Raw genomic sequence first — 17,237 nt, 5'->3', positions numbered from 1 at the left:
TGGAGTGGTTTGTTAGGCTGTTTTTAGGGGGAAGGGGTCGCCTTGTCTGTATTGGATTGGACTGTCTGGCAGTGGCTTGCTGCCATGGAGCACGAGCTGCTGCTGTTTGCCGGCGTGTTCTTCATCATCGGTGCGCTAGACGATTTTGCCATCGATATCGCGTGGTTGGCCATGCGATTGACTGGGAAGGCGCAGGTGCCGCGCATCGATCGCGAAACGATCGCACGGCACGAACTGCATGGCCGAGCAGCAGTCTTTATCCCGACCTGGCAGGAATCCCGCGTCATTGGCGACACCATCGCTCACCTGCTCTCGGTGTGGCGACAGCAGGACATCTGCCTCTATGTCGGCTGTTACCGCAACGATGCCGAAACGATTGCTGCGGTGATCGATGCCGCGAATGGGGATCCCCGCTTGCGGCTGGTTATTCACGATCGCGATGGCCCCAGCACCAAGGCCGATTGCCTCAACCGAATCTACCGCGCTCTGTCCATTGACGAGGAACGCCAAGGCATGAAGGCGCGCATGGTCGTCTTCCACGATGCTGAGGACATGGTCGATCCGGCGGCGTTGACCTTGCTGGATGAAGCGATCGAAACCGCCGAATTCGTGCAGCTTCCGGTTCTTCCACTTCCTCAAAGGGACAGCCGCTGGATTGGTAGTCACTATTGTGAGGAGTTCGCCGAAGCTCATGGCAAGGCGATGGTTGTCCGCGATGCACTAGGTGCAGCAATCCCCGCTGCCGGGGTGGGATGTGCGGTCGATCGTATTGCGCTGGCTCGACTTGCTGCCAGTCGCGGCGGCGGTGCACCTTTCGCAGCGGACTCGCTTACGGAAGATTACGAACTCGGCATCGGGATCGCGATGGACGGCGGACGATGCCAGTTCGTCAGGGCACGCCACGCAACCGGGGAACTGGTCGCAACGCGAGCCTACTTCCCTTCGCGGATCGACCAGGTGGTGCGGCAAAAGACGCGGTGGGTTCACGGCATCGCATTCCAGGGCTGGGACCGCCTTGGCTGGACGATGAGGCCCGCCGAGATATGGATGCGCGTGCGCGACAGAAGGGGGCCCTTCGCCGCAATCGTGTTGTTGGCAGGCTATCTCCTTTTTGCGCTAGCCACCTTCAGCTGGGGCGCGAATGCTGCTGGATATGGAGAGCCGCTCGAACTGAGCCTTGCGCTCAAATTGCTCCTCGCATTCAACTTCTTCTTTTTCATGTGGCGTGCGACCTGGCGTTTTGCCTTCACTGCGCGTGAGTTTGGCGTTGCCGAAGGGTTACGCGCGGTCTTACGTATTCCGGTCGCGAATATCATCGCAATCATGGCAGGGCGAAGGGCTCTGGTAGCCTATGCTAGGACGCTGGCCGGTGCTCGCGTGATTTGGGACAAGACGGATCACGATGCGCATCCGGCGCGAATGACCGGACACGCGAGCATGGCATCGTGAGCGCGATAAAAGTCAGGCGCGATGACACATCGCACCCGCGCGGTCGCCCGCTGCTCATGCTCGGTCTGCTCGTCGTGGGATGGATCGCAGTGCGAAGCGCACTGTGGGAAACACCTTTCGCGTTGCCGAAAATTCCTGACGCCGTAACCCCGATCTTCATTGCGCAGAACGAACCCGAACCTTTCGATCCATCGCCAAGCAATAGAAATTCAGTCATCACAGCGGGCCTTGACAAGGCAGTCTTCAGCCAGAAGCCTCGGCTCGCCATTTATCTCGGAGATGAGCGCATCACAGAAGGTCCGCTCCTCTGGCAGGACACCGTTGGGGCGCGGACGGCAGCAGTTACTCCGATGGTCGCCGCCGGACATCATGCGATGCTGATGGCGGCGCTCTCTCACATGCCTGTCTATGGCGTGACCGCTGCGCCGCCCAGGCTGGTCGACCTCGGTATTGCACCGTGGGAGCCTCGGCAAAGCGCCACAAGTCCCTTCGATAGGTGGTCCCTCGACACCTGGGTATATTGGCGCGACGGGTCCAACGGTATTTCGCAAGGGCCCGGACGGTCACCGGTCTATGGCGGGAGCCAGGCGGCCGGATTGCTCCAGTATCGACTCTCGCAACAGGATCGGCATGACCCGCGAGCCTATATGCGTGCCTATCGGGCGTTGGTCGAGAATGGAGAGGGCGAGATTGCGGCGGGTCTTTCGGCGAGGCCGCTCGCCGACTTCCTCTTGAGAGCGCATGTCGAAATGCGAGCGACGCGATCCGGCACATCATGGGAAGCACGCCCCGCCGCTTTCGTGAGCTCGGAATTGATGCCGATTGCGATGCCCGCGGGTGCGAAGGCGGAGTTCTATTTCCAGGGCGGATATGTCGGCGGAGACAACGCGACGGCATTCGCAGATGGGCAGGCGCATGTGCTGAAGCATGTCGCGACATTCGACCTGGGTGAATTGAGCATGGGCGCCGCTGCTTGGGGAGGAGCGCAAAAAGGCGCTGAAAGGCTCGATGCAGGGCCGACGCTACGGCTCGACCTGTCGATCGGTGACGCGCCCGCACGACTCTCGACCGATTGGCGCCAGCGTGTCGCCGGTAGTGCAAATCCGGATTCAGGGGTTGCAATCACTCTTTCGACAAGGTTTTAGCGCAAGACCACTTCAATCGTCTTCAAGGGTAGTTTAGAGACTTCTAATGGACGTCTATCTGCCCATCGCGAATTTGTCGGTCAACGGACTGCTAATCGTCGCGCTCGGCGGACTCACCGGCATACTTTCCGGCCTGTTCGGCGTCGGTGGCGGGTTCCTGACGACGCCTCTGCTCATATTCTACGGTATTCCCCCGACAGTTGCGGCTGCCTCGGCCTCGACGCAGGTGACGGGCGCGAGCGTTTCCGGCGTTTTGGCGCATGGCCGCCGCAGCGGTGTCGATTACCGCATGGGGTCGGTAATGGTTGCAGGCGGTGTCGTGGGCGCGATGATCGGCGCGGTACTGTTCCGCTTCCTGCAATCGATCGGCCAGATCGATGTCGTCATCAACATCCTCTATGTCGTCATGCTCGGCACAATAGGCGGCCTGATGATGCGCGAGGCAATCGAAACGATCCGTCCCAGCAGCAAAAAGGCCAACCAGCCCCGCAAGCGTCGCCATCACCCACTGATCGCAGCCTTGCCCATGCGCTGGAGGTTCTACAGTTCCGGCCTTTACATTTCGCCGCTCGCTCCGTTGATCCTGGGCGTTGTCGTCGGCATCCTGACCATGCTGATGGGCGTCGGTGGCGGCTTCATCCTGGTTCCCGCGATGCTCTATATCCTAGGCATGAGCGGCAACGTGGTCGTCGGCACCTCTCTCTTCCAGATCCTGTTCGTGACCATGTTCACGACGATGACCCACGCGCTGACGACAAAGTCGGTCGACATCGTTCTCGCCGGGTTGCTGTTGCTGGGTTCGGTGATGGGCGCCCAGTTCGGTACCCAGATCGCGCTGAAGGCAAAGCCTGAAATCCTGCGGCTGATCCTCGCCGCAATCGTGCTGGCGGTTGCCCTGCGTATGGCCTTCGGGCTTGGTATCCGGCCCGACGAAATCTACACGGTCGCGCCGCTATGATGCGCGGAGCCAGGGTTGCGATCGCGCTCCTTGCGGGCCTGATGCTTATGGGGCAGCGCGATGCCATCCTCGTGCCTGAGGTTTCGCAGAGCGAAGTGCAGGTACGGCAGGGCTTCACCGGTACGGAATTGCTGCTGTATGGTGCGATCCTCGATCCCGCCGGGCGAAGGGCAGGGGCGCAATACGACATCGTCGTCGTGCTCAAAGGTCCGACCGAGCCGATCCGGATGCGTGAGAAAGAACGCATCATCGGTATCTGGATGAATGCGGAAAGTTCCGATTTCCGCTCTGCGCCATCGTTCTTCGCGGTAGCTTCGTCGAACGAGGTGTCCGATATCGTGGACGACCGCACCGCCGCCATCTACGAACTCGGCACGGATTTTATCCAGTTGTCGCCATCGGGCGTGATCGATCCGGAAAAGCAGACCCGGTTCTCTCGCGGACTGGTGGACCAGCGCGAACGCCAGGGCCTCTACAAGCAGGACATGAACGGCGTCACCATCACCGAGGACGTTCTTTACCAGGCTCGCATCTCGCTTCCTTCAAACGTGTCGACGGGCAAATACACCGCCGAGACCTTCGCCATCACCGATGGGCGCGTGATCGCGTCGGCAATTGCCGATGTGGAGGTCAAGAAGGTCGGCTTCGAACGGTTCGTCGAAATTGCGTCGAAGCAGTGGTCGCTGATTTACGGTCTGGTCGCCGTGACATTGTCGATCGGCATGGGCGTGCTCGCCGGAAGGCTCTTCGCACGCAATTGATCTCCCACGTGGTTGGCAGAGCGTTGACGCGATTTTAACCCCGATCTGCGAACCCCAACCCATTAAACAGTTAGGGATTTGGGGCACTCGATGACCGATATGGGTAATCAGAATTTCGACAAGTTTGCCAATGCGCAGCCGCTATCGCCGCTTGGCGAGGCACCGGCAAGCGCTCCGGCAAATGGACCGGCGGCTTCGCCAGTCGCACCTGCCCAGGCTCCGGCACCTTCCGCGCAGCCGGCCAATCCGCCGCAGTCGAACGCTGCCAAACCCCAGCAGGCTTACGCGGAAGACGATCTCGACAATGCGCGCATGCCTATCGGCGTGGTCCTGGAAATTGCCGGCTCGGGCTCGCAGATCGCGCTCGATCTCGAACGTCTGAACGAATGCATGGTCGACGATGATCCGTCGATCGCGCTCGCTGGACAGGTCGGTAGTCAGATCAAGATTCGCGTTGGCGACAGCTGGCTGCTGGCCAGCGTTCGCAACCAGCGTAAGGACCGCCGCGCCAATGGCGGCATCCTCGCCAATATCGACTTCCTCGGCGAAGGCGTGGAAGAAAAGCTGACCGGTCGCCTGCACGGTTTCCGCCGCGGTGTGACCCGTTATCCCATTCCCGGTGCGTTGATCTATCCTGCGACGACGCCTGACCTCAAACAGGTCTATGCCAGCGACGGCCGAACCAATGTCGAAATCGGCACTGTCTATCCGACAAAGGATATCCGGGCAGGTCTCTATATCGACGCCATGCTGGGCAAGCACTTCGCACTGCTTGGCTCGACCGGTACCGGTAAATCGACCAGCGCCGCGCTGATCCTGCATCGTATTTGCCAGGCTGCGCCCGAAGGTCATATCGTGATGATCGACCCGCACGGCGAGTATTCGGCAGCATTCCGCCAGACCGGCATGATCCTCGACGTATCGAACCTCAACATGCCGTACTGGCTGATGAACTTCGAGGAACATTGCGAAGTCCTGCTGACTAGCGACGGCAACGAACGCCAGGTCGATGCCGATATTCTCGCCAAGTGTCTGCTGCGCTCGCGCCAGAAGAACCGTCTTGCCGAAAGCATGGGCAAGATCACGGTGGATTCGCCGGTTCCGTACTTGCTTTCCGACCTGTCGAACGCGATCCAGGACGAAATGGGCAAGCTCGACAAGGCGACTTCATCCGCGCCGTACATGCGGATCAAGAACAAGCTCGACGAGATCAAGGCCGATCCGCGCTACCAGTTCATGTTCTCGGGTATGCTGGTCGGCGACACAATGACGGATTTCATCGGCAAGGTTTTCCGTATGCCGTCAAACGGCAAGCCGATTTCGATCATCGACGTTTCGGGTGTCCCGTCAGACATCACGTCAACCGTGGTCGCAGTCCTCAGCCGCCTCGTATTCGACTTTGCGATCTGGGGCCGCGAAGACCAGACGCGCCCGATCCTGCTGGTGTGTGAAGAAGCCCACCGCTACGTTCCGAGCGAGAAGAACGCGGACGGATCGTCGGTCGGCAACATCCTGTCCCGCATCGCCAAGGAAGGCCGTAAATACGGTATCTCGCTGGGCCTAATCACCCAGCGTCCGTCGGACCTTGCAGAAGGCGTACTGCCGCAGTGCGGCACCATCATCTCGATGCGCCTCAACAACGACCGCGACCAGGCTTTCGTGAAGGCCGCGATGCCAGAAGGCGCACGCGGCTTCCTCGACAGTATCCCTGCATTGCGCAACCGCGAGTGCATCATCTGCGGCGAAGGTGTCGCCATTCCCATCCGCGTGTCGTTCGACAATCTGGAAGAAAGCAAGCGTCCGGCGTCGGAAGACCCGAGCTTCGTCGAACTCTGGAGCCAGAGCGGCGGCGAGGAAGATACGGTCCAGCGCGTCGTCCAGCGCTGGCGTTCGCAGGGCTAGGTTCCCCGCGTATCGCCGTAGAGATGGATGTGCAGCCGGTCGCTCATGCGAAAGCCGTGCTGCACGCACAGCTCGCTCAACCAGGCCTCGCGTTCCCGTAGCGTCGCGCTGTCGGTGCCTTCGGGCATCAGGAATACGTGCCCCGGCCTCAACCGGTAGCGCTCGTGCAGCGAAAGCACCTCGTCCACGTCCGACGGATCGGCAATCACGAATTTGAAGAACGCGCGCGGATCCGTGGCATAGGCGTCGAGCCGCTCGGGGATCAGCGCCAGTTCTGCCGGGTTGCCCGAATGGGAAAGCTTGGGGCTAACGTTGAACTGATCAACCCGGATATCGAGCCGTACCGGCGCCTTGGTCGTTCCGTTGGTTTCGATCTCGATCGCCATATCAGGTAGCGCTTCGGCCAGTTCGGCCAGCGCTGCGCCTTGCATCAGCGGTTCGCCGCCGGTGATGACGAGGCGGTCCTGCCCCAGCGCAGCAATCCGCTGGGCTACCTCGCCAACTTCGAGCGTGACCTGGTTGGCCTTGCGATCATAAGTCTCGTCGCTGCGATGCGGTCGATTGTCGCCCTCAAAGTGCCATGTGTAGGCCGTGTCGCACCACACGCAGGCGAGGTTGCAGCGCGACAGCCTGACAAAGGCGACCGGCATACCGGCGCTTGGCCCTTCGCCTTGCAACGAAGCGAAGATTTCGGGTCCGCCCGTGTCGTCAGTGGCAAGGACTAGAGCCACATCACCCCAGCCGCGCCAGTGCCGCCGTCAGCCGCTCGATCTCGCCAACGTGATGCGCGTGGTCCTCACGCGCTTTCTCGACCGCTTCGGGCTTGGCCCGTTCGACGAAATTCGGGTTCGCGAGCCGTCCTTCGAGCGACTTCGCTTCCTTCTGCGAGGTTTCGAGTGCCTTGCCGAGACGCGAGCGCTCGGCATCGATGTCGATCACGCCTTCCAGCGGCACGACGAAAACATCCGAACCGGCGGTCACTTGCATGGCGGGGCCGGCAGGCGCTTCGCCAACGGTCACCGGCGTCAGGCGGGCGAGGCGTTCGATCGCCGCGCTGCTGCGTTCGATCGTGCGCGATGCCACGTCGGACGGCCTGGCGATGAAGGCCGCCAGTTTGGCACCCGGCGCGATACCGAGCTCGTTCTTGGCGCTGCGGACATTGGTGGTTAGGTCGATCACCCAGTCGATGGCGTCGGTTGCTTCCTTCGAAACACTCGCGCGCGGATCGGGCCACTTGGCGAGGATCAGTTCGTATGGGCGGCTTCCCTGCGCGTGCCACAGCTCTTCGGTGATGAAGGGCATGAAGGGGTGCAGCATGACGAGAATCTGGTCGAGCGCCCATCCGGCAACCGCACGGGTTTCGATTGCTGCCGGACTATCGACGTCGCCTGCGAACACCGGTTTGATCAGTTCGAGATACCAGTCGCAGAAACGCGACCAGGTGAACTGGTAGATGGTGTTGGCGGCAGCGTCGAAGCGCAGATCGGCCATTGCCGCGTCGAGCGCCTCTACCGTCTGCTGGACTTCACCGATGATCCACTGGTTGGCGGCGAGCTTCGCTTCCGGAGCCTTGATCGTGTCCGACGCGCCGATGCCGTTCGACTGGCAGAAGCGCGTGGCGTTCCAAAGCTTGGTAGCGAAGTTGCGGTAACCTTCGACCCGCTTTTCATCCATCTTGATGTCGCGGCCCTGGCTTTCCATCGCTGCCATGAAGAAGCGCAGCGCATCGGCACCGTACTGCTCGATCAGGCCGAGCGGATCGACGACATTACCCTTGGACTTGGACATTTTTGCGCCGTCTGCCGCGCGGACAAGGCCGTGGAGGTAAAGGCGCGGCCACGGGGCCTTATCCGTGTTGTAGTACCCCGCCATCATCATGCGGGCATCCCAGAAGAACAGGATGTCGAAACCGCTGATGAGCAGGTTGTTGGGATAATGCTTCCGCATCAGCGCCGTATCATCCGGCCAGCCGAGCGTGGCGAAGGGCCACAGCGCGGATGAGAACCACGTATCGAGCACGTCATTGTCGCGGGTCAGAGTGGCGCCTTCGCCAGCTTGCGCCTGGGCCTCTTCTTCGGTCATCGCAACATAGACACTGCCGTCGTCAGTATACCACGCGGGAATTCGGTGACCCCACCATAGCTGGCGGCTGACGCACCACGGCTGGATGTTCTCCATCCAGTTGAAGAAGGTCTTTTCCCAGCTCTTGGGGACGATTTCGATTTCGCCAGACTTGACCGCCGCAATGGGCTTCTTCGCAAGTTCCTCGGCATTCACATACCACTGATCGGTTAGCCAGGGCTCGATGACCACGCCGCCGCGGTCACCAAAAGGCGTCGCGATCTGGCGCGGTTCGGCGTCGTGTTCGACTTCCTCGCCCTTCTTGGTCTTGGCGATATGCGGGATCAGATAGCCCTGCTCCTTGAGGCGCTGGACGACCAGCTCGCGCGCACCATCGACGCCGTTCCGCTTGAAGCGGTGCAGGCCGAGATATTCCTCCGGCACCAGGCCATCTGCGGTCTGGCAGACGTTGGCATCGCCATCGAGCATGTTGAGCATGTCGGCAGGAGCGATGCCTGCGCGCTTGCCCACTTCGAAGTCGTTGAAGTCATGCCCCGGGGTGATCTTCACCGCGCCCGAACCCAGCTCAGGATCGGCATGTTCGTCGGCCACGATAGGGATGCGGCGACCGGTGATCGGCAGGATCACGTACTTGCCGACTACGCTCATGTAACGCTCGTCGTCGGGATGAACCGCGACCGCCATGTCGGCGAGCATGGTTTCGGGGCGAGTTGTGGCGACCTCGATGTAATCGCGCCCGTCCGAGAGAGTCACACCGGACTCTAGAGGGTACTTAAAGTGCCAGAAACTGCCCGGAATGGTCTGTTGTTCGACCTCGAGATCCGAAATCGCAGTCTTGAGCTTTGGGTCCCAGTTTACCAGCCGCTTGTCGCGATAGATCAGCCCGTCGTTGTACAGATCGACGAAGACCTTGAGCACGGCCTTGGTGAAATGCTCGTCCATCGTGAACTGTTCGCGGCTCCAGTCCATCGAACAGCCGAGGCGGCGAAGCTGGCGGGTGATCGTGCCGCCCGATTCAGCCTTCCATTCCCACACCTTGTCGATGAAGTCTTCGCGCGAATAGTTGGTACGCTTGTCCTGGCGCTCCTCCATCTGGCGTTCGACCACCATCTGCGTGGCGATACCGGCATGGTCGGTGCCAACGACCCACAGCGCATCCTTGCCGCGGAGCCGCTCGTAACGGATGACGATATCCTGCAGCGTGTTGTCGAGCGCGTGCCCGATATGGAGGCTGCCGGTCACGTTCGGCGGCGGGTTCACGATCGTGAAGGGTTCGGCATCCGGCCGCTCGGGACGGAACAGGCCATTGTCTTCCCAATGGGCATACCAGCGCTGTTCGATTTGCGCGGGATCGAAAGTGGTGTCGAGTTGTGTCGTCATGTCGGACCCGCCTTTGCCAGCGCTGCGAGTGCGAAGCAACGGGGAAGGGCGAACGGGCGTGTCGAGAAGCACTCACCGCTTGTTATAGCGGGATTTTACCCGCATAGCCCCGAGCATGAGCGATGGGGCGCAATTCGCAATCGAGCACGATGACGGGGGGCAGGGCGTTCTTGCCCTTTCCGGACCCTATCTCGTGTCGTCGATCGGCAATATCGACGATGCGCTTGATTCGATTGACGAACCTTTCGGCCGGCTCGATCTTTCGGGTGTCACCGAAATCGACACTGTCGGTGCCTGGGTCGCCTGCCGGCTCGCCTCCCGCAACGACGCGGAAATCGTCGGCGCGAGCGACCGTGCACAGCGCCTGATCAAGGCTGTCCAGGGGGCAGGCAACGACGCCGAGTTGCGGCCCGACCGGCAGAGCGTCTGGCTGCGCGTGCCCGAAGCGATGGGCCAGATGGTCATGAACGGCTTTGCCGGGATGAAGGGAGTCGTGGGCTTCCTCGGCCAGGTAATCCTCGCGGTGTTCAGCCTGTTCCGGCATCCTTCGCGTTTTCGCGGAAAGGCGCTGGTACGCCAGCTGGAACTCGTCGGTGTCGATGCATTGCCGATTATCGGCCTCATGAGCTTCCTGATCGGAATCGTGATCGCACAGCAGGGTGCGGTGCAGCTTGCTGCCTTCGGTGCAGAAACGCTGACCGTGAACCTCGTCGGCCGGATTACGCTGCGCGAACTGGGCGTGTTGATGACCGCAATCATGGTCGCTGGCCGGTCCGGATCTGCTTTCGCAGCGCAGATCGGTACGATGAAGCTGACCGAAGAAGTCGATGCGATGCGCACCATCGGCATTTCGCCGATCGAGGCGCTGGTCATTCCGCGCATCATCGCCTGCACCTTCATGATGATCGTGCTGGGCTTCTATGCCTCCGTTGTCGCAATCGTCGGCGGCGCGGTGGTCGGGGACCTGATGCTCGGCATCCCGTTCTGGACGTTCCTTGAAAGGATCAAGGAAGTCGTGCCGATCTATGATCTCTGGGTCGGCCTGATCAAGGCGCCGGTTTTCGGCCTGATCGTGGCGTTGGCCGGTTGCTATAACGGGATGCAGGTTGCCGGGAATTCCGAAGAGGTCGGCCTGCGCACGACGATGGCGGTCGTTTCCGCCATTTTCGCCGTGATCGTGCTCGATGCCTTCTTCGCCGTGTTCTTCACGGAGATCGGTTGGGGATGAGCGACACCGATCTGGAGCACAGCCACCAGAATGCGCCCAACCGGCACGAGCGGTTCAGGGGCGACCATCCGATCGTGGTCGAAGGATTGCGTACGCAGTTCGGTGAACACGTCGTGCACGACGACCTCGACCTCAAGGTCAATCGCGGAGAAATCCTCGGTGTCGTCGGCGGTTCCGGCACGGGCAAGTCGGTCCTGATGCGAGCGATTATCGGCCTGCAGCAGCCCACTGCCGGACATATCGAGATTTTCGGCAGGTCGATCACCAATGCCGAGCCGGACGAAGAAATCGGTGTGCGCAGCCGCTGGGGCGTCCTGTTTCAGGGCGGCGCGCTGTTTTCGACCCTGACCGTCGGCGAAAACGTCGAAGTGCCGCTCAAGCAGTTCTATCCCGAGATCGGCGCCGAGCTTCGCCGCGAGATCGCGCGTTACAAGGTCATGCTTTCGGGCCTGCCGGAAGATGCAGCCGCGAAATATCCTTCGGAGCTTTCTGGCGGCATGAAAAAGCGCGCCGGCCTTGCCCGCGCGCTGGCACTCGATCCCGAGCTATTGTTCCTCGACGAACCTACTGCCGGGCTCGATCCCATCGGGGCGGCGAAGTTCGACCAGCTCACCCGGGAACTGAAGGAAACGTTGGGACTTACGGTGTTCCTGATCACCCACGACCTCGATACGCTTTACGAGATTTGCGACCGGGTCGCCGTGCTCGCGGATAAGAAAGTCATCGCGGTCGGCACCATCCCGGAACTGCTCGAAACCGATCATCCGTGGATCGACGAATATTTCAACGGTCCCCGCGGTCGCGCGGCCCTGGCGAGCAAGGAACGTGCAAGGTGATGGACAAACAGCGGCAAAGCGGGGATTAAGGCAAGTTCATGGAAACACGTGCCAATCATCTTTGGGTAGGGGCTGTCACGCTGGTCCTGCTGGCTCTGCTGGCGGGCTTCATCGTGTGGCTCGCACGACTGGGGCAGGGCGAACAGTCCGAATACGACATCCTTTTCCAGCAGTCGGTATCGGGCCTTGCGCGCGGTTCCGAGGTCTCCTTCGCCGGTGTCCCGGTTGGGCAGGTCAGCGAAATCCGCCTGTATGAAAAAGACCCCGATTTCGTTCGCGTTCGCGTGGCCGTGCGTGAAGACGTTCCGATCCTTGTCGGGACCACGGCGACCATCCAGGGGTCGTTCACCGGCGTTTCCACCATCCTGTTGGACGGCGCTCGTGCGGGTGCGCCCGCCATTACCTGCGAAACCACCGCCTGCCCCGAAGGCAAGCCGGTCATTCCGCCCAAGGACGGCGGCTTGAATGCGCTGCTTTCCGATGCTCCGCTGCTGCTGGAGCGGCTGGCAACGCTGACCGAACGCCTGACCGAATTGCTGTCGGACGATAACCAGGCATCGATCGCAGGCATCCTGCGCAACACCAATCGCATGACGGACAGCCTTGCCGACGCTGCACCGCAGATGGAACGGACACTCGCCGAACTGCAGGTGACCCTGCGCGAAGCAAGCGAAGCGCTCGATTCCTTCGAAAAGGTCACCCAGTCGACCGACCAGCTGCTGAACAAGGAAGGGGCTTCGCTCGCCGACCAGCTTCGCGTGACGCTCAAATCGGCAAACGATGCGGCAAAATCGCTTTCCTCCACGCTCGAGGATACGCGACCCGCAGCGCGCCAGCTGTCGGAGAGCACGCTGCCCGCAGCCGAAGCGACGCTTCAGGACCTGCGCGCCACCAGCAAGGCGCTGCGTAACGTAACCGAGAAACTCGAAAACCAGGGGGCAGGCGCCGTGCTGAAAGGCCAGTCGCTGCCGGATTACAAGCCATGAGGATTACCCGAGCCATGCACGCGAGCACATCATTCCGGCTGGCATTGCTGGCGGCCCCCATGGCCTTGCTGGCGGGCTGCATCAGCCTGGGCGAAGATCCGCCTGACCGTCTTCTGACGCTGACCGCAGAGCAGACCAGCCCTGCCGGGACCGCGCAGAGCGTCGCACGCGATGAAGCCATCGTCGTGCATGAACCCGAAGTGCCCGCTGCAATCGACGTCAATCGTGTGCCGGTGCAGGTGACCGCGACTGAACTCGCCTATTTGCAAGATGCGGTCTGGGTGGAAAAACCATCGCGCCTGTTCCGCCGCCTGCTCGCGGAAACGATGCGGGTGGAACGGGGAACCGTGGTTCTCGATGGTGACGAATCCCCGCTGTCGAGCGGTACGCATGTGCACGGCACGATCCGCAAGTTCGGCTATGACGTTGCGAGCGGCAGCGTCGTGATGCAATTCGATGCCATGCGGATCAGGGACGGCGTGGTCCAGACACAGCGGTTCGAGGCGAGCGAGCCGGGAGTGCTTGCAGAAGCGGCGCCCGTGGGTGCTGCGCTCAATCGCGCCGCCAATGACGTGGCACGGCAGGTATCCGCCTGGGTTGCTGGCGCCTAGGCGCCGGGTTTAGCCAGATCGACAAAAGCGGCGGCGGCTGAAAAGTCCTGCCAGCGCCTCTCACGCTGCGCCTCGGCCTCGCTGTCGCGTCCCCACAGGTCTGCCTGCCACTCTTCCTCCAGGCTCGCATCGCGCCAGAGCGAGGCTGTATCGTTCACATCCTCGTCAATAGCGAGCAGTGCAATGCTCAGCGAGGCGGCGAGCGATGCCATTGCCGTCAATCCGCCAAGGGTGAAATCGTCAAGCGAGGCGAGATGCTGGCGCAGCTTGTCGAGAGTTTCCGGCGGCTGCGGCTTGTGCATGATGCCGCTGACGCGCTGGAACCGGATGCCGTGACGAACTTCTAGATGGCCGAGCAGCGGCTCCCACACCTCCTGCTGGCGTGCGTAAAGTGCGTCTTCCGGGTCGGCGCGGTAGCAAAGCGTATCGGTCTCGCCATAGCTGACGAGCTTGTCGATCACTTCGTCGCGCGAAGGGGCGACCATGTCGATCGCGAAATCGGCGTGGTCGCGGAACAGGAAGCTCTTCGGATCGATTTTTTCGCCCTGCCGGTTCCATTCCTCGGCCAGAGCCAGCGCCAGCGACTCGGTCGGGACGATTTGCGGCCTAGTCGCAGGGGTCTTTACCCCGCGTCCGTCGAGATGGACCTGCCAGCCGCCTTCGACCTGCCTGGCATCCGCCTGTTTGTAGAACTTCCTCACCGATCCTTGCTCCGCCATTTGCGGGACAGGACCTGCGGCATCACGAAGACATCGAACAGGCCGATAATGGAAAGCGCATAACCCGCTTCCTTCGGCCAATCGATCGCGCCCTGGACGATGGCGAGGCCAGCCATCACGAAAACCACGCCGCTGATGCGGATGAGGTTGATCGCCATGAAGCGGCGCTTGGCGATTTCGTCAGCCTTGGCTCTCTCGTCGGTCACAGGATTTCCCCCAGGTGGGCCGCGTCTTTCGCGACGGCAGCAGCGCCTGCCTCGGTCAGTTCAGCGGGCGTGTGATAGCCCCAGGCAACGCCGATCGCTTTGACGTTGGCGTCGCGGGCCATGTGAATGTCGAAGGTGGTATCGCCGATCATGACGGCCTCCGACGGGGATGCCCCGGCTTCGAACAATGCGGCTTCCAGCATCGCCGGGTGCGGCTTCGAAGGGTGCCGGTCGGCGGTCTGGAGCGACACGAACATCTCCCTGATGCCATGCCCTTCAAGGCAGGCGAACAGTCCGCGATCCGATTTTCCGGTGGCGACAGCCAGCTGCCAGCCATCGTCGTGGAGGCGGTGGAGTAGCGGCAGGATGCCGTCATACAGCGGCTCGTTCAGCCGTCCTGCCTCGCGCCGGGCAAAGAAGGCCTGCTTGTAGTTGGCGACCAGCTCGGAGACCGCCTGGTCTTCGACATCCGCTACCAGGCGCCTGATCGCGACCGGCAGGCTCAACCCGACGATCCGGCGGACCTCGTTCATGTCGGGCGCTTCCATGTCCGCCATGGCAAAGGCCTCGCCCATCGCCTGGCAGACATCAGCCTGCCCGTCGACGAGCGTGCCGTCGCAATCGAAAACGGCAAGCCGCGTCATTTCGCGAGCGTTCGCATCAAATGCGCCAGCGCCGGGCTGCCGGAAAGCTCGAGGCCGAGCGCAATCCTCTCACGCTCGTGATCGGTGCGCTTCTGCGACAGCTTGAAGGTCGGTCGCCGCGCCTGGATCTCCAGCTCGAAACCGACGATCCCCTTGCGCAGCCCGTTCCAGGTTGCCTCGCTCGATTCCTCTGCCCGCCAGCGTTCGCCCTCGACCCGGGTTTCGTGCCGCTCGATCAGCGCATGGAGCAGGGCTTCGACGCCGTCCTCGTCCATCTTGCGCACACGGCCTTCAAGTTCGAGCGCGACATAGTCCCAGGTCGGAACCGTATCGCGATTGTCGTACCAGCGCGGGCTGACATAAGCGTCGGGACCGTTGATCGTCACCAGGGCGGTCGCACCGTCGAGATGGCGGCTGAGGGCGTTGCCCCTTGCGAGGTGGAACTGGATCGCCCCGTCGCCGGTGGAAAGAAGTGGGGTGTGCGCAACGCGCGGCCCGTCGGGCGTGGTGCAGAAAACCATGCCGAACCCGATCTGGTCGATCAGCATTTCCTGCAATTCGCGATCTTCGCTGCGAAATAGCGGGTTGGGATGCATTAGCGCTTCTTGCCTTTCGGACCGCCCTTGGGCTTGGCCTTCTTGGCTGTTGTCTTCGATACCGTTCTGGTCCGCCTCTCGCCGCGGCGGGCCTTGCGATATTGCTTGGCATGGGCGCGCGCGGCCTGCTTCTTTTCCGCCGGGGTGCGCTCGGGCGCTTCGTCGCCTTTGAGCGGTTCGGCATTGCTGAGCGAAAGGTCGAAGCCGAGGACGTCCATCGTCGCGGCAAAATGCTCCGGCAAGTCTGCGGTCACGTCCAGCTTGCCGCCGCCCGGCTCCGAAATGACGAGCCGGCGCGCATGAAGATGCATCTTGCGGCTGACTGCGCCGGTCAGGAAAGCATCCTGCCCGCCGTATTTGCCGTCACCCAGGATCGGATGCCCGATGGCTGCAAGGTGGACACGTAGCTGGTGCGTGCGCCCAGTCAACGGTTCGAGTTCAACCCAGGCCGCACGGTTACCGGCACGCTCGACTATGCGATAGCGGGTTACAGCGCGCTGGCCGTTTTCCTCGTCGACATGCATCTTCTCGCCGCCGGTGCCCGGCTGCTTGGCGAGCGGGGCATCGATCGTCCCCTCCGATACTTCGGGAACGCCGACCACCAGCGCCCAATAGACCTTGCGCGCGCTGCGCCCCGAAAACCGTTTCGAATAGCTCGCCGCGCTGCCCGGAGTGCGCGCGATCAGCAGGACGCCGCTCGTATCCTTGTCGAGCCGGTGGACCAGGCGCGGGCGCGGTTCGTCGTCGGTGTGATAGGCGTCGAGCAGGCCATCGACATGCTTGAATGTCTTGCTGCCACCCTGAGTGGCGAGCCCCGGCGGCTTGTTGAGGACGATTGCGGACTTCGTGGTCTTGATGACCATGTCCTGCGCTTCCGACAGTTCTTCTTCGGTAAGCTCGCGGCGCTGGGAGGTCTTCTTGGCACCTTGCTGTTCGCCGCCCGGAGGCACGCGAAGGACCTGGCCGGTGGCAAGACGGTCGTCGGGCTTCACACGCTTGCCATCGACGCGGATCTGGCCGGTACGCGCCCATTTGGAGACCGTGCCGAAACCGATCTGCGGCAGGTTGCGCTTGAACCAGCGATCAATGCGGATGCCGTCATCGTCTTCAGCGATGGTGAACTGGCGGACTTCGTTGGACATCAGGCGGCAATCCTCATGACGATCAGCCCGATATAAAGTGCCGTCAGGCCCGCGAGGACCGACACTGCGGCATAGGCGAGCGCCAGTGCGGCATCGCCGCGCTCTATCAAAACCATCAGTTCGAGGCTGAACGCGCTGAAGGTGGTGAACCCGCCCAGCAGGCCAACCCCGACGAACAGGCGAATCTGGTCGCTACCCAAATCGCCATGCCGCGCGAGCCAACCGGCCAGCAGGCCCATGGCGAGGCTGCCGATGACATTGGCGGCAAGGGTCGCCCAGGGAAATGCGCTAACCGTCAACGGGCCGAGCCAGGCCGTGATCGCGCGGCCCAGCTGGTAGCGCGAAACGGCCCCGACAGCACCGCCGATGGCGACTGTTGCAGAAGCGAAGAGGGGGGAAGTAACTGACATTTGCCCGCCTCTTAGCGACACCGCCGGTTCCTGCCTAGCGCGAAACCCCCTCGCTTTCCCTTGCCAATGGGGGGTGTTTTGACTATAGGCGCCCCAGTTCGAGCCGATCCAACAGGGATTCGGCGCAATTTTCTTTGACTATTCAAAGGCGCAACCCGCGCTGCATGCGGGCTCTACGCTAT

At 62.0% G+C, this 17,237-nt stretch carries 17 protein-coding genes; 9 read left to right on the top strand and 8 right to left on the bottom strand.

The window, feature by feature from the left end; translation table 11 throughout:
* Window positions 1-42 precede the first annotated feature (42 nt).
* The 5 genes from AMC99_RS09660 (at window position 43) to AMC99_RS09640 (ending at window position 6,215) form a co-directional block, all read left to right on the top strand.
* Complete coding sequence (locus AMC99_RS09660) at window positions 43-1,449, top strand: glycosyl transferase family protein (RefSeq protein ID WP_083440136.1); 1,407 nt, start codon at window positions 43-45, stop codon at window positions 1,447-1,449.
* Window positions 1,446-2,594: a hypothetical protein gene (locus AMC99_RS09655; RefSeq protein WP_061926014.1), complete on the top strand. Its 1,149-nt coding sequence runs from the start codon at window positions 1,446-1,448 to the stop codon at window positions 2,592-2,594. Before AMC99_RS09660 ends, AMC99_RS09655 begins: the two co-directional genes overlap by 4 nt.
* 46 nt (window positions 2,595-2,640) lie before the next feature.
* Entirely contained in the window at window positions 2,641-3,552 is a 912-nt protein-coding gene (locus tag AMC99_RS09650) for a sulfite exporter TauE/SafE family protein (RefSeq protein WP_061926011.1), read from the top strand.
* 47 nt (window positions 3,553-3,599) lie between these two features.
* The gene (locus AMC99_RS09645) at window positions 3,600-4,313 is read left to right on the top strand and encodes a TIGR02186 family protein (protein WP_232301549.1); all 714 of its coding nucleotides are present in this window, start codon (window positions 3,600-3,602) and stop codon (window positions 4,311-4,313) included.
* A gap of 90 nt (window positions 4,314-4,403) precedes the next feature.
* Window positions 4,404-6,215 (top strand): ATP-binding protein, encoded by a 1,812-nt coding sequence (locus AMC99_RS09640; RefSeq protein ID WP_232301361.1) that lies wholly within the window; start codon window positions 4,404-4,406, stop codon window positions 6,213-6,215.
* Here the strand turns inward: AMC99_RS09640 and AMC99_RS09635 are convergent.
* Both AMC99_RS09635 and AMC99_RS09630 read right to left on the bottom strand, forming a co-directional pair.
* Complete coding sequence (locus AMC99_RS09635) at window positions 6,212-6,946, bottom strand: 7-carboxy-7-deazaguanine synthase QueE (protein ID WP_061926010.1); 735 nt, start codon at window positions 6,944-6,946, stop codon at window positions 6,212-6,214. The two genes, AMC99_RS09640 and AMC99_RS09635, sit on opposite strands and share 4 nt — an antisense overlap.
* A 1-nt stretch (window position 6,947) precedes the next feature.
* A complete protein-coding gene (locus tag AMC99_RS09630; protein ID WP_061926009.1) occupies window positions 6,948-9,677 on the bottom strand; it encodes a valine--tRNA ligase in 2,730 nt (909 codons plus the stop codon).
* A 115-nt stretch (window positions 9,678-9,792) separates the two neighbouring features.
* On the opposite strand from AMC99_RS09630, the gene AMC99_RS09625 reads away from it, so the two are divergent.
* The 4 genes from AMC99_RS09625 to AMC99_RS09610 are packed head-to-tail and all read left to right on the top strand — an operon-like array spanning window position 9,793 to window position 13,338.
* The gene (locus tag AMC99_RS09625) at window positions 9,793-10,905 is read left to right on the top strand and encodes an ABC transporter permease (protein WP_061926008.1); all 1,113 of its coding nucleotides are present in this window, start codon (window positions 9,793-9,795) and stop codon (window positions 10,903-10,905) included.
* On the top strand, window positions 10,902-11,741 hold the full coding sequence (locus tag AMC99_RS09620; RefSeq protein WP_061926007.1) for an ABC transporter ATP-binding protein: 840 nt from the start codon (window positions 10,902-10,904) through the stop codon (window positions 11,739-11,741). The genes AMC99_RS09625 and AMC99_RS09620 overlap by 4 nt, the downstream gene beginning before the upstream one ends.
* A gap of 38 nt (window positions 11,742-11,779) precedes the next feature.
* A complete protein-coding gene (locus AMC99_RS09615) occupies window positions 11,780-12,727 on the top strand; it encodes an MlaD family protein (protein ID WP_061926005.1) in 948 nt (315 codons plus the stop codon).
* Window positions 12,724-13,338: an ABC-type transport auxiliary lipoprotein family protein gene (locus AMC99_RS09610; RefSeq protein ID WP_232301360.1), complete on the top strand. Its 615-nt coding sequence runs from the start codon at window positions 12,724-12,726 to the stop codon at window positions 13,336-13,338. Before AMC99_RS09615 ends, AMC99_RS09610 begins: the two co-directional genes overlap by 4 nt.
* On the opposite strand, the gene AMC99_RS09605 is transcribed toward AMC99_RS09610, so the two are convergent.
* Genes AMC99_RS09605 through crcB form a run of 6 tightly spaced genes read right to left on the bottom strand, consistent with a single transcriptional unit; the run spans window position 13,335 to window position 17,055 of the window.
* Window positions 13,335-14,039, bottom strand: a complete 705-nt coding sequence (locus AMC99_RS09605; protein WP_061926002.1) for an ATP12 family chaperone protein — start codon at window positions 14,037-14,039, stop codon at window positions 13,335-13,337. The two genes, AMC99_RS09610 and AMC99_RS09605, sit on opposite strands and share 4 nt — an antisense overlap.
* On the bottom strand, window positions 14,036-14,263 hold the full coding sequence (locus AMC99_RS09600) for a hypothetical protein (protein ID WP_061926001.1): 228 nt from the start codon (window positions 14,261-14,263) through the stop codon (window positions 14,036-14,038). Before AMC99_RS09600 ends, AMC99_RS09605 begins: the two co-directional genes overlap by 4 nt.
* A complete protein-coding gene (locus tag AMC99_RS09595; protein WP_061926000.1) occupies window positions 14,260-14,907 on the bottom strand; it encodes an HAD-IA family hydrolase in 648 nt (215 codons plus the stop codon). The genes AMC99_RS09600 and AMC99_RS09595 overlap by 4 nt, the downstream gene beginning before the upstream one ends.
* Window positions 14,904-15,503, bottom strand: coding sequence for an FMN-binding negative transcriptional regulator (locus tag AMC99_RS09590; protein ID WP_061925998.1), 600 nt, complete (start codon window positions 15,501-15,503; stop codon window positions 14,904-14,906). The genes AMC99_RS09595 and AMC99_RS09590 overlap by 4 nt, the downstream gene beginning before the upstream one ends.
* The gene (locus tag AMC99_RS09585) at window positions 15,503-16,645 is read right to left on the bottom strand and encodes an RluA family pseudouridine synthase (protein ID WP_061925996.1); all 1,143 of its coding nucleotides are present in this window, start codon (window positions 16,643-16,645) and stop codon (window positions 15,503-15,505) included. The genes AMC99_RS09590 and AMC99_RS09585 overlap by 1 nt, the downstream gene beginning before the upstream one ends.
* Complete coding sequence (gene crcB, locus AMC99_RS09580) at window positions 16,645-17,055, bottom strand: fluoride efflux transporter CrcB (protein ID WP_061925995.1); 411 nt, start codon at window positions 17,053-17,055, stop codon at window positions 16,645-16,647. Before crcB ends, AMC99_RS09585 begins: the two co-directional genes overlap by 1 nt.
* Window positions 17,056-17,237 lie beyond the last annotated feature (182 nt).

Origin of the sequence: Altererythrobacter epoxidivorans (genome assembly GCF_001281485.1) — a bacterium.
GTDB lineage: Bacteria > Pseudomonadota > Alphaproteobacteria > Sphingomonadales > Sphingomonadaceae > Erythrobacter > Erythrobacter epoxidivorans.
The sequence above is the reverse complement of the archived record's forward strand: the minus strand, read 5'-3'. Positions and strand labels throughout refer to the sequence as shown.

Excerpts from the sequence above, each read along its gene's own strand:
- AMC99_RS09645 (WP_232301549.1), top strand. The coding sequence starts at position 3,600 with ATGGGGCAGCGCGATGCCATCCTCGTGCCTGAGGTTTCGCAGAGCGAA.
- AMC99_RS09590 (WP_061925998.1), bottom strand. The coding sequence starts at position 15,503 with ATGCATCCCAACCCGCTATTTCGCAGCGAAGATCGCGAATTGCAGGAA.
- AMC99_RS09640 (WP_232301361.1), top strand. The coding sequence starts at position 4,404 with ATGACCGATATGGGTAATCAGAATTTCGACAAGTTTGCCAATGCGCAG.
- AMC99_RS09585 (WP_061925996.1), bottom strand. The coding sequence starts at position 16,645 with ATGTCCAACGAAGTCCGCCAGTTCACCATCGCTGAAGACGATGACGGC.
- AMC99_RS09610 (WP_232301360.1), top strand. The coding sequence starts at position 12,724 with ATGAGGATTACCCGAGCCATGCACGCGAGCACATCATTCCGGCTGGCA.
- AMC99_RS09625 (WP_061926008.1), top strand. The coding sequence starts at position 9,793 with ATGAGCGATGGGGCGCAATTCGCAATCGAGCACGATGACGGGGGGCAG.
- AMC99_RS09650 (WP_061926011.1), top strand. The coding sequence starts at position 2,641 with ATGGACGTCTATCTGCCCATCGCGAATTTGTCGGTCAACGGACTGCTA.
- crcB (WP_061925995.1), bottom strand. The coding sequence starts at position 17,055 with ATGTCAGTTACTTCCCCCCTCTTCGCTTCTGCAACAGTCGCCATCGGC.
- AMC99_RS09630 (WP_061926009.1), bottom strand. The coding sequence starts at position 9,677 with ATGACGACACAACTCGACACCACTTTCGATCCCGCGCAAATCGAACAG.
- AMC99_RS09615 (WP_061926005.1), top strand. The coding sequence starts at position 11,780 with ATGGAAACACGTGCCAATCATCTTTGGGTAGGGGCTGTCACGCTGGTC.
- AMC99_RS09595 (WP_061926000.1), bottom strand. The coding sequence starts at position 14,907 with ATGACGCGGCTTGCCGTTTTCGATTGCGACGGCACGCTCGTCGACGGG.
- AMC99_RS09620 (WP_061926007.1), top strand. The coding sequence starts at position 10,902 with ATGAGCGACACCGATCTGGAGCACAGCCACCAGAATGCGCCCAACCGG.